A 12,292-nucleotide genomic window follows, 5' to 3' on the forward strand; every position below is an offset into this window, starting at 1 on the left:
ATCACTATGCCCCTTATTCCATACAACGAAAGTGATGTTGATTTACTAGCTCGATTAATTCGTGCTGAAGCTGAAGGCGAAGGTCGCCAAGGTGAGGAGTTAGTTGGATGCGTTGTAGTAAACCGTGTATTTTGTGATTGCTTAGATTTTAAACAACTCCGTACCGTACGAGACGCTGTATATCAAAGCCCCGGCGGATTTGAAGCAGTACAATATGGATATTTTTATCAACGCGCTCGTGAATCAGAAAAAGAAATCGCACGAAAAGTTTTACAAGGTGAATGGCGCTGGCCTGCACGATGGGCTCTTTGGTATTTCCGTCCAGTCGGAGCTTGTCCACCTGAATGGTATAATCAGCCATTTGTAGGACAGTTTAAAAGCCATTGTTTTTATGAGCCAAGTGGTGATGAATGTCCAAAAATGTATTCACGATAGTAAAATTTGCAACGCAAGTACTTAGAAATTTTGGTACTTGCGTTGCTTTTAACTGTGTTTTAGAAATCTAATAGTGTGATGAATTTTTCTATACCTACTACATGTATTAATAATGGTATACGAGGACCATTTGATTGATTCATAATGAGCTTATATATAATAGTGAATAATTGTTTTTGATTTTCTTTCATTATTTTTTTATTTTCATGATGACAAATCGCATATAATTGCTCCATTAAGTTAGAGTAATCTTTAATAGAACGAAGTATTTTACAAACTTCTACTAGCCATTCTTTCTGCCTTTCATCTAATGTGTAGTAAAACTCTGCATTTTTCTCCTCATTTACTGCGATTAATTTTTCAGATTGAAAGTTTCTTATCCAATACTCTGCGCGATTACTTATCGCTCTCATTTCATCTAATGCATAGCTCCTATCTATTTTCTTTAATATCCCCTGTAAAATAGTTGAATCAAAATTTAATAATGGTAACGTTCCTGCTACTTGATTAAATTTCGGATATTCTTTAAACTCACTATCAACTCTAGAGATTTTAATTGCATCAAATAAATCTTCATTTTTGAGCGTTTTATTTTCATAACTATCTTTCAATCGCTCATACTCTGTATAATTACGAATCACATCTTCATCCAACCCAATATGAAAAGCAGCGCCTGATTTGTATTTTGCATACATAAAGAGAATTATTTCTGGTATATACACTTTCAATAAATCGCTTGGTGTAATACTATTCCCTGAAGAACTAGACATTTTTTCATGATTCCCTTTAATACCAATGAAATCGTAAGCAACGTAATGAGGCGCTTCACGATTGAATATTTTCCTTGCAATTTCTTTTGATACATTATAACTACCCGTTTCTGATGAATGATCTCTACCACCCGGTTCAAAAATAACATCCTCTATCATCCATCTCATCGGCCAATCGATTTTCCAGTTTAGTTTCATTTTATTTGTATTTAATACGGATAACTCTTTTTCATTTCCGCATTCACATTCATACCGGACTGTTTTTAATACTTCATCAAAATGTGTAATAGTTGTTGTATCTTTTCCGCACCTCTCACAATATAATGTAGCTGGATAAAAGCTCTCGCGCTCTTCTTCACTACACTCTCCAGTTTTAAAACCCATTAAAATATCATATATTTCTTTTCGTTTATACAAAGCCCCTAAAATATTATCATTATACCTTCCACTTCTATATTCATCATGTTGATAAATAAATTCTACTTCAATTCCAAATGCTTGAAGCGATTTTTCAAACTCTTTTTCAAAATGCTCCGCATACGAGTTATGACATCCATACGGATCTGGAATATCACAGTATGGCATACCAATATACTTCGCAAAAGATGGATCAATATTTTTTGGAACTTTTCTAAACCTATCATAATCATCCCACGAAAATATAAAACGAGTCTTTTTCCCTAAATCTTGAAGTGCTCTTACTACGAAATAAGTCGTTACGATTTCACGAAAGTTCCCAATATGAACAGAACCTGACGGACTAATTCCAGATGCACAAACAAACGTTTCTTTATTTGGATGTTTCCTAATTAATTCATGTGCTACTTCATACGCCCAATGCATATATTACTCACCTCAATTATTTTTTGTTTCTCATTTCCAGTTTTATGCAACAAAAAAAACTCCCACCCCCAAGATTATTCATCTTGAGGACGAGAGTTGTTAGCTTCGCGGTACCACCTCAGTTTGTTAATATGTCACCATATTAACCTCTTCAGGTACGGCAAAATATGCTTATACCCTATCTCTATAACGGGAGAACCCGTCGCACCATCCCTAAATAAATTAGTTCCTTGCGCAGCTCCAAGTCTTTTTTCATTAAGATGTATACCGCTCTTTCTCAGCTACCAGAGCTCTCTGTACGTATTCTTTCTTAACTACTCTTCTCTTCTATGCCTTAAATATTAGTTTTTTAATATGATAATTTATAACACTTTTATTGTCAAACTTTTCCGAATCGAAATCGTAAAATTATCTAAAAAAATTCTTTATCGCTTCTAATTGAATTTTGTGGCTACACTCATCACAACAATATGCCCCGTTTGGTTTCTCTTTAAAGCGCTTATATTTTTCACTGCCTTCGTAAACACGAAATATATTCTTACAAGAAAAGCAAACAATCTCATAAAACATCATATGCATTTTCCTCTCCTTGTTTATACACTTTTTTAATCACTTGAGAAGGTCATTTTTCTACAGTATAAATTTTAATATCCTTTGACTAAAAGGTTTACCTCTATTCTTATCGAATTATATTAATATCTTATAACGCGAGGTGAACATCTTGTTCAGTAATATAGAATTAGTTTTAGATGCTAAAGCAAGTTTAGCTGAAGGACCATGTTGGAATGGAAAAAAGCAACTTTTATATTGGGTTGATATTATGGAGAGAAAATTATGCATATACAATCCTACCGCTAATACGAACCGAGTAATTGTTCTCAATCAACAAATTGGCTGTGTTGTTCCATATTTAGAGGATGTACTACTCTTAGCTATGGAAAACGGCTTTTATTCTATTAATGTAAATACAGAAAAACTGACACATATTTTTGACCCTGAACCACATTTAATAGAAAATCGTTTCAATGATGGAAAATGTGATCCAGCTGGTCGTTTCTGGGCAGGTTCTACAGATACATACGGTATGAATGCTGCAGGTTCCTTATATTGTTTACATCATAATTTAAGTGTAGAGAAAAAAGTTTCACATGTAAATACTTCAAACGGAATCGCTTGGTCACCTGATCATACATACCTTTACTTTATAGATACACCTACTAAAAAAGTGGTTCGCTATCAATATAATATACGTACTGGAGAAATTCATAATCCAAGTGATGTAATCATTTTCTCTGAAAATGATGGTCTACCTGATGGTATGACAATTGACGAAGAAGGTTGTTTATGGATTGCACATTGGGGAGGTTCAAAAATAACTAGATGGAATCCATCTACTGGAGAACAAATATTAAGCATTCCAATTCCAGCTTTATATGTAACATCATGTACATTTGGTGGGCCTAACTTAACTGATTTATATGTTACAACAGCCAGAACAAGAATGAAGGATGACGAATTAAAAGAGTATCCACATGCTGGTGGTATTTTTCGAATTCAAACAAATGTTAAAGGCTGTCCCACCTATTCATTTTGCAATAAAAATATTGGAGCTGAAACAATGTGAACCGTATCGATTACATAAGACAAGAAGAAAAGAAATATCACGACCTTTGCTATGAACAATATAAACTATTTGAAATTGGCTCTTGGCTGTACAAACCGGTTAAAACAGTTATGGACTTGATGGATCACTTTGAAGGACAAAACAACTTGCAAGTACTTGATCTTGGCTCTGGCGTCGGTAGAAATAGCATTCCAATTGCACAAAAGTTAAGAAATACTAGCGCACTGTTACATGTGTTGATTTACTTAATTCCGCTTTAACAAAGCTACAAACTTATAGCAAAGAACATGATGCATTCGAGGTTATAAAAACAGAACAAGCAGCAATTGAAAACTATCATATTGACTCTAACGCTTATGATTATATCGTTGCAGTATCAAGTTTAGAACATGTCAAATCAGAAGAAGATTTTAAAAACGTGCTTCATTCTATGAACAAAGGGACAAAAAACGGCGGTATTAATTGTTTGATTATTAACTCTAATATACAAGAAATTGATTTAAAAACGAATGAAGAATTAGAAGCTTTAATTGAAATTAATCTCCCAACCGAAGAAATAATACGTCTATTAAAAAGCATTTATAAAGGATGGAAAGAAGTAAAAGTTGAAATAAAAGAATTAGCTTATAATATAGTTCATAATGAAAGACACATTCAATTAAAAACAAATGCTATAACGTTTGTAGTTCAAAAATAATCGTATAATAAAGATATGATTATTTCTCTCAGATTTATTTTTATTGCACGAAATTTGCAACTATAAATATTTATGAAACAAAAAATAAAAGAGCACTTGTTTCCGCAAGTGCTCTTTTTGGGGATTTTGAGATATCCTATTAAAGAAAGTTAAGGTTACTTAAAGTTAATAGGTACTTCTATTATATGCTTGTCCTTTTTATTTGTGCATAATCAATATATAAACATCTTTAATCATTCTTAATAACTTTTAATTATAGTTCTCTCTTACATTTTATCGTAAAAAAATTGATTGAAGGTTTATTTACCACGTTCTTATTTGGTTCATCAATTTCCGAAACTTGTACTAATCCATATTGATTAAAATCTCGTTTTATAGATTCAGAATCATAGAAGAACATTTTTACGCCTTCCATTATTTCATAATAGTCTTGCTCCAGCTGTTTTCCTTTTCCGTACATTGGGGCTTTTTGAGAAACAGTTGTAAAAACCATATATCCGCCTGGTTTTAACTGATTATAACAATCTTCAATAAATTTCTCTCTTTCCTGTTCATTCAACAAATGAAGAAGTGCATGACTAAATATCCCATCATACAGTTCGTTATTAAAAGGCATCTCATTTACCGAACCGTGATAGATACTAATATCTTCTAGTCCATTTTGCTTTGCTAAATCAATGGCTGTTTTTGAAATTTCAATACCTGTTACATTTATACCATTATCGATAAAAACCTTTGCATTTCTTCCATATCCAATACCCGGAATTAATATGTCTTTAACGTTCTTTTCAAGAAAAAAATCTTTTGTCAAAATTGCAGATTCTGTAGATTCAAATCCCCACATCGTTTGTTTTTCGATAAAACTTGATTCCCAAAATTCCATTATGTATCTATCTCCTTATTTTCAATCCATTTTTAGTATCACATTAAAAACTTATAAATTTTAACGCTGCGTCTACCTATGCCAAATTAATTTTTTACCACATTCACTATAAGTCCATTGAATATAGCACAATTATAAGCCTATATCTATTATAATGATTGGTTTAAAATCCACCCTATTTTATTAATCCTTACATTTGTAGAAAAATAAAAAAGCCAATACTTCCGTTATAGTATTGGCTTTTTCTCACGAGAAATTATCTTTTTATATTGTACCGATCTAATACTTTTTCTAACATTTCTAAAGTTATTGGTTGTGCTTCTTTTATTAATTGATAACCAATACGACCATTCGGTTCCGCTGTAACTTGCTGTAAACTCTTTACATCATGGATTCCTTTTTCTCTTAATTGCATATATAGTTGTTGCTCCGACATTTTTGCCTGCATCAAATTCTCTTTTACAATCTCTCCGTTTTCAACAATTATAATGCTACTTCCATTTAGAAATTGTTCCACCTTCCTTGATTTCAATTCAAAGAAATGAATGATAAGTAGTATGCTTGCAAATATGATAGCCGCAAATATAGATGGGACTACTTTTCTACTTAATACAGGTTCCACAATAATACGGCCGATTGATACAACTATAATGATTTCAGCTCTTGTCATTTGGCTGACAGATGCACTACCTGTCATTTTCAAAACAATTATTCCAGTAAAAGTTAATATAATACTTTCCAAAATTATATTCATAATAACCCAATCCTTTAATGGTGTATTTTACTATCATTCCCATTAAAGTTGTGTTTTACTTACCTATTAAGTTGTTAAACCCTTCAGACCATGATGGAAATAAAGGTATCCAACCATACTCTTTACGCGCCTTATTATTGGAAGCTTCTCTTTCCCAACTATCTTTCCCATCTTGAACTTTAGGCTTAGGTGCCCCTATCGCTGCTGCATATATTGGTAACCATTCTTTACTAGTTGCTGGATAATTATCTACAATATTTACGATTCCTGAAGGCCAATTAAGGGCTAGCATAGTAGCTCTTGCAGCATCTTCGACATGTATAAACGAGATTATCCCATCTGATGCAATAATCTCATTATTACGAACTTGATTTGCTATTAATCCGTTTTCCGCATACCATGTTCCTGGTCCGTATAATATGCCATAACGAAGTATTACCGATTCAGGTAACTCAGTAACAGCTTCTTCTAATTTCAATATGCCATTAACAGTGACTTGTCGAGGCATGGAAGCAGTAATATGTAGTGAATCTTTTTCAGTCGCAAATGTATCCCCTGGTTCATACGCCCATGAAATACTTTGAGCGATTATTTTCTGTACCCCTACATTTTTAGCTGCATCGACAAGGTTACGAGTGCCTTTTGTTCTAATTTTTGCATTATCCTCAAAATCCCATGAAGATAATGACGTTAATTGATGAATAACTACATCGGGATTTGTTTCTTCTAATACAGAAAATACAGCCTTTCTATTAAATACATCAGCTATTACTGGTATGGCACCAACCTTTTTCATTGCTTCTACTTGCGAAGTATTACGGATCATCGCAAAAACTGTATGCCCATTTTTTATTAACATTGGCAATAAAGAACGTCCTATTACACCCGTTGCACCTGCTACAAATATTTTCATATATGTTCCTCCTCATTTAGTAATCATAAATGTGACGAAACATTTGTAAGGTATGTGACAAATATTTGCTCATTTTTTTCGTTATTCATATGAAACATATACTTTTAATGGTTTAATTATCCCTAAACTCAATTCATCAAAGCATTGTATGAGTGAAGTATAATGTATTTCATGTTGAAAGATCTCTTCTATAAATGGTGTTTTTCCTATTTCTTCAAAAAACCAATCTGCATGCTTTTGATAATCGTATCCATCACTTGATCCAATGATTTGCAATTCTTTCTGATAAAAGTTAGCAGTTAATGTTAGTTCTTCTATATTACCATCAGATAGTATACATATTTTACCATTAGTTTTAAGAGCTTTTTGCAAAGTATGGAACCCACTATTTGTAGCAGAACATTCGAAACCATAATTATATGTTTCTATTATTTTCTCTTCTGAATCATATATGTTTTTCGGACCAAACTTCTTTGCAAAATCTCTTCTATTTTTATTAGGCTCAACAACATCCACGTGCTCAATGCCTACATAGTATTTTAAGAAATAACAAGCGAACAAACCAATAACTCCCATTCCAGTTATAAGTACTTTTTCATCATGTCGCGGGTTTAGTTTCAATACTCCTTTAGCAGCATCACATGAAAGAATGGATAATAAAGCAACTTTAGGTTGTATAGAACTAGGCACTCGAATTACTTTATGTACCTTAACTATCCCTATCGTTTCATGTCCATAAAAAGAAACTACTTTATCACCTACGTTTACATGTGTTACTTGATTACCAACTTGAATTACTTCACCATAACTTTCATATCCAGTTTTTCTTGGATAAGAAGGATTCGTTTCCGTAATATCGGATCCATTATACTGTGGTAACTCGGCCCCAATGCTTATCGCTCCTGCGATTGTTTTAACGATAATTTCATCGTCCTGTATGTCCTTAATTTCATTTGTTTCCCACTCAAGTTGTTTAGGCCCTTTTACAATTAACTTATATTGTTCCATTTATATCCTCTCTTTTTATAAAGATGTTATAAGTAATATTGTTATCCATCTAGATTTCGACTAAATTTATTTACCTAATAGATGATAAATTACCCTTGCCCACGTTTATACCTTTAATGCTCCTGTACCTTTCTGTTCAGCGTCTAATACTTTAAGATTACTATTCTGATAACATTTTAAGAAAAGTCGTTGCCGCCCAAATGAAATACGCAAGTTGCGTCACGATATACATCGTAATTTCAAAACCTGTAAGCTTTCTTTCCCTTTTTATTTTCTTTAAATATCTATAAAAACAAAATGAACATAAGATCAGTAAAACAATAGACATTTGATATAGATTATCCACTAAAAGAACTGCCATTTATTTCATCACCTTTCCAATAGAAAGCGGGCTATAGTTCAAGCATACCATAAAAAAGGAATTAATTTCCATGTAGTCTAGAGCAAATATTACCCAATTAAAACCAGTCACCTTTTTGAATTTATTCAATACAATGTTATGTAATCGACTACACACGATATAATAGGAGATTACTTTCTTTCACTGCAAATGCTTAGGAGGAAGTTGTACATGCAATTGATTCATAACATAAGAAAGGCATTTAATAACCTATGTAACTACGATACGTTCAATTTAATACACACTATTCAATCATTAAATATTTCACTTCATAAAATAGCTCCTTTTATTACTTCACCAGTTAACCTTGAATACGGAAGGAACATTATCTATCAATCTGAATTTGTAGAGATTTTAGTATTAAATTTCCCCAGCAAAGCAAAGACCCTTGTGCACAATCATGGAATATCTGTAGGATGTATACTAATAGTCAATGGTACGTTACAAAATATAACGTACGAAAATAATAGCGAGCGGATTGAAGAGTTTACAGAGGGAAATATTTTCACAGTAAAAAAAGATACTGTGCATAAAATGTATAATGCTACAGATTCAGCAGTAATAACTTTCCACGTATATTCCCCACCATTAAAAGATGTCCAAATATATGAATAGTCTTTAGAAGGAGGAAATATGCAAAATTTGAAAGATTACTATATAAAGAGCTTACAAGATGGTCGTAACGTTTGGCTCTATGGTCAAAAAGTAGATGTAACTACAGACAAACATTTTGCAGGAACATTAAGTACCATTTCTAATTTATTTACATTGTTTGATGATCCAATACGAAGAGATTCTGTTGGATATGTTAGTCCAAAAACGAAAGAATTTGTTCATACAGCCTTTTTAGTTCCGAATTCCTATAACGAATTATTAATGAGGAGAACCGCTTTTGAAACGTGGAGTTATGCTACAGACGGTGTAATGAGTAGACTATCTGATTACGCAAGATCGAGACTTACTGGCTGGTACGTATCAAAATATTTTTATAAAAAATTCGATGCACAGTTTCCAGATAAAATTACATCTTATTATGAAGAAGCAAGAGATAATCACTTATTCTTAAGCGTAGTTCAACGTGATCCACAAATAAATCGATCTACAGAATCAATGTTGAATACAAACGACTTAGGATTACTAAGAGTTACGAAAAAAACTTCTGATGGAATTTATTTAAGTGGTGCTAAAATGATTGGTACTGCTTCTCCTTATTCAAATGATTTATTAATCTATCCATTAGCAAAACTGACTGATACTCAAAAAGATTTAGCTCACTTTCTCATCGTGGCAGCCAATTCCCCTGGATTACATATGGTTTGTAGAGAACCATTTGCGAATACACATTCAATTACAGTTGATTCCCCTCTTAGCTCACAGTACGATGAAATGGATGCACTATTAATCTTTGATAATGTATTTGTACCATGGGAACGAGTCTTACTATATAACAACCCTGAAGCGTTATGGGCAATAAAGTCAGATGTAGCTTCTAGTAGTTTAGCTTATCACCAAGCAATTGTACGATTAGTAGTAAAGCTAGAATTTATAACTGCAATTGCTTGTGAAATTGCTGAAGCGATCGGTGCTACTACTTATTTGCATATTCAAGAGAAGCTTGGGGAATTAATTATGCAAATCGAAACAATTCGCGCACTTTTAATTGCTGCAGAAGTTGAAGGTACTACAAATGAAACGAAAACTTATTTGCCGAATTTTAAATATATCGAAACTGCAAGGAATCTTGGTTCCAAATATTATCCCCGTGCAATAGAAATTTTACAATTAATTGGAGCAGGTGGGTTCATTCAACTTCCTTCGAGCTCGAATGACTTCCAAAGTCCGATAGCTAATTTATTGAAAAAGCACTTTAAAGGAACGAATATAGATGCCGAACAACGCACAAAATTATTTAAGTTAGCCTGGGATATCATTGGAAGTCCATTAGGATCTAGACACGAATTGTATGAAAGATTTTATGCCGGAGATCCAATACGAAATACAGCTACGCAATATGTAAATTATGATAAAAATCATTTTAAAAAGATGCTAAGTAAATATTTACATTAATGAAAAAGAGCACTCTTTTCTAAGAGCGCTCTTAAAAAACATATAGTTATTCAGTTACATATATAGTTGCTCCGTCCACAACTGCTACTTTTCTCTGTAATGGTTTCATTTTATTCACCTTTAGTTTTCTTCTTACACATGATTCTTATCATATTTTCTCGTATAGACTTCCCCATTCTGAGTAACTAATTTTAATGCAATTTCACCACAAACTCCATGTGGTATTTCAAATTCACCTTGTGCATTTGAAATACTACGCATCTTACTTTCAATTGAATCTTCATAAATTTTCACATTAGTTATAGGTTCGTTATTTTAATCTACGATAATACCTCTTGAATACTTTGCAACTGCTATGCATTAATCCTCTTTTTTATAATATGTAATCACAACAATTGCACCTGCCACTATAGCGCTACATACAAACAAGAGAATGATTTTGCGCCTCACAACGAACCTCCTAATTCAAATTATTCTTTTCTAAACTGAAAATTAAACTGTCTTAATTGCTTGATTTCCTCAATTACTTTACGAATACCTTCTTCAATCTTATCTTCTTTTACATTCGAAACATTTAACTTTAACAGTTTTTCTTTAGGAAAATTCCTCATATAATTCTTATCAATAGTATCGACACTTATTTGCCTGTCACCTAATTTTTGTATAAGTGTTTCTGTAACTATGTTTTTCTGCATTTCTAAACAAGTGTGTATTCCAAATGTGTTTTGTCTATTATATGTAAATAATGATGGATCTTCATTTTGCACTTTTTCTAATGTTTCTGCTAGTTTTATTGATCTATTATAGTAGGAAGAATTAATTTTACTTTTATGACGTTCAAACATACCGCTCTTTATATAAATTTCTAAAGCCGCTTGAGAAATCATCGGACTATCAATATCTAGTATCTTTTTGTATGTATAGAACGCATTTGCAATGGATGGTGGGATGACTGCAACTCCAACCCGTAAACCAGGAAAAATAATCTTAGAATAACTTTTCAAATATATGACATGACTACAATTATCCAAGCTATATAACGGATCTGCTTTTGAATCAGTTTCTAAATCTGCTAAATAATCATCTTCCACTATAAATACATTGTATTTCTTAGCCAATAGTGCGATTTTTTCTTTCTCATCTTTAGAATAAGACGTTCCAAGCGGATGATGATATCTCGGTATCGTATAAAAGAATTTTATTTTTCCAGTTTGAAATATTTGCTCCAATTCATTCAAATCGATACCTTCATTCGTACGTTTAATACCGATTACAGGAACTTTATTTATTTCTAGATAATCAATATATAGATGATATGTTGGCTGTTCAATTAATACAGTTTCATTTCCATTCGGAAATGGTATAGAAGTTAATATAGCAAGTGCCTGCTGAACACCTGATGTTATAAAAATATTTTCTTCTTTTGTAAAGACTTGATAATTTGCTAGTTGTTTTTGAATAACTGGTATTAAAGATGGTAAGCCTTTCGGCGTTCCATATACAAACAAATCATTTTTATACGTATCAATAGCCTTATTAATACAATGTTGAAAATCTAAATACGGAAAAACATCTGGATCTGGTGCTGAGGAGGCAAAATCAATTATCTCGTTATTTTCTATAGTACTCTCTGATTTTTTAACAACGTAGTATCCACTTTGAGGGACAGAATATATAATGTGACGCTTTTCTAATTCATGAAGAGCACGTATAACTGTTGCCTTATTACATTCATATTGCGTAACGAGTGACCGTATAGACGGTAATTTCTTTCCTTCTCTTATTTCTCCATTTTGAATCATATTTTCTATGTCGTTTAAAATATGTAAATACTTATACATCTTACACCTCCTTCAGTAATTTTATATTTAATTATATCGATTTTTCATTCATATAGC

At 32.3% G+C, this 12,292-nt stretch carries 12 protein-coding genes, 2 pseudogenes and 1 other annotated feature; of the genes and pseudogenes, 5 read left to right on the forward strand and 9 right to left on the reverse strand.

Going from position 1 to position 12,292, the window contains the following annotated elements; genetic code table 11:
- Positions 1-6 precede the first annotated feature (6 nt).
- Positions 7-435, forward strand: coding sequence for a cell wall hydrolase (locus tag MKY38_RS09385; RefSeq protein WP_001128398.1), 429 nt, complete (start codon positions 7-9; stop codon positions 433-435).
- Between the two features lie 59 nt (positions 436-494).
- Here the strand turns inward: MKY38_RS09385 and lysS are convergent, their stop codons facing one another.
- Complete coding sequence (lysS, locus tag MKY38_RS09390) at positions 495-2,048, reverse strand: lysine--tRNA ligase (RefSeq protein ID WP_341048795.1); 1,554 nt, start codon at positions 2,046-2,048, stop codon at positions 495-497.
- Positions 2,049-2,130: 82 nt separating this feature from the next.
- Positions 2,131-2,387, reverse strand: a binding site (T-box leader).
- Positions 2,388-2,456: 69 nt separating this feature from the next.
- Positions 2,457-2,627, reverse strand: a complete 171-nt coding sequence (locus MKY38_RS09395) for a DUF2197 domain-containing protein (RefSeq protein WP_000551047.1) — start codon at positions 2,625-2,627, stop codon at positions 2,457-2,459.
- Between the two features lie 142 nt (positions 2,628-2,769).
- Between MKY38_RS09395 and MKY38_RS09400 the strand changes: the two genes are divergently transcribed.
- Positions 2,770-3,672, forward strand: a complete 903-nt coding sequence (locus MKY38_RS09400; RefSeq protein ID WP_341048798.1) for an SMP-30/gluconolactonase/LRE family protein — start codon at positions 2,770-2,772, stop codon at positions 3,670-3,672.
- Positions 3,669-4,369 (forward strand): annotated as a pseudogene (locus MKY38_RS09405) (class I SAM-dependent methyltransferase). The gene MKY38_RS09400 and the pseudogene MKY38_RS09405 overlap by 4 nt, the downstream one beginning before the upstream one ends.
- A gap of 253 nt (positions 4,370-4,622) precedes the next feature.
- Here the strand turns inward: MKY38_RS09405 and MKY38_RS09410 are convergent.
- From MKY38_RS09410 to MKY38_RS09430, 5 genes are all read right to left on the reverse strand, one after another.
- On the reverse strand, positions 4,623-5,252 hold the full coding sequence (locus MKY38_RS09410; protein WP_086388502.1) for a class I SAM-dependent methyltransferase: 630 nt from the start codon (positions 5,250-5,252) through the stop codon (positions 4,623-4,625).
- Positions 5,253-5,508: 256 nt separating this feature from the next.
- The gene (locus MKY38_RS09415) at positions 5,509-6,006 is read right to left on the reverse strand and encodes a DUF421 domain-containing protein (protein WP_001021411.1); all 498 of its coding nucleotides are present in this window, start codon (positions 6,004-6,006) and stop codon (positions 5,509-5,511) included.
- A gap of 55 nt (positions 6,007-6,061) precedes the next feature.
- On the reverse strand, positions 6,062-6,919 hold the full coding sequence (locus tag MKY38_RS09420) for an NAD-dependent epimerase/dehydratase family protein (protein ID WP_341048802.1): 858 nt from the start codon (positions 6,917-6,919) through the stop codon (positions 6,062-6,064).
- 81 nt (positions 6,920-7,000) lie between these two features.
- Complete coding sequence (locus MKY38_RS09425) at positions 7,001-7,927, reverse strand: zinc-binding dehydrogenase (RefSeq protein ID WP_078439914.1); 927 nt, start codon at positions 7,925-7,927, stop codon at positions 7,001-7,003.
- Positions 7,928-8,087: 160 nt separating this feature from the next.
- Complete coding sequence (locus MKY38_RS09430; RefSeq protein WP_000279689.1) at positions 8,088-8,288, reverse strand: hypothetical protein; 201 nt, start codon at positions 8,286-8,288, stop codon at positions 8,088-8,090.
- Positions 8,289-8,498: 210 nt separating this feature from the next.
- Here MKY38_RS09430 and MKY38_RS09435 point away from each other — a divergent pair, with 210 nt between their 5' ends.
- Positions 8,499-8,942, forward strand: coding sequence for a cysteine dioxygenase (locus tag MKY38_RS09435; RefSeq protein WP_341048805.1), 444 nt, complete (start codon positions 8,499-8,501; stop codon positions 8,940-8,942).
- 18 nt (positions 8,943-8,960) lie between these two features.
- Positions 8,961-10,394, forward strand: coding sequence for a 4-hydroxyphenylacetate 3-hydroxylase family protein (locus MKY38_RS09440; protein ID WP_044307270.1), 1,434 nt, complete (start codon positions 8,961-8,963; stop codon positions 10,392-10,394).
- 132 nt (positions 10,395-10,526) lie between these two features.
- Here the strand turns inward: MKY38_RS09440 and MKY38_RS09445 are convergent.
- A pseudogene (locus MKY38_RS09445) lies at positions 10,527-10,751 on the reverse strand (hypothetical protein).
- 113 nt (positions 10,752-10,864) lie between these two features.
- Positions 10,865-12,235, reverse strand: a complete 1,371-nt coding sequence (locus MKY38_RS09450; RefSeq protein WP_341048810.1) for an aminotransferase-like domain-containing protein — start codon at positions 12,233-12,235, stop codon at positions 10,865-10,867.
- Positions 12,236-12,292: the final 57 nt, after the last annotated feature.

Origin of the sequence: Bacillus sp. FSL R5-0585 (assembly GCF_038004545.1) — a bacterium.
Taxonomy (GTDB): Bacteria; Bacillota; Bacilli; order Bacillales; family Bacillaceae_G; genus Bacillus_A; species Bacillus_A cereus.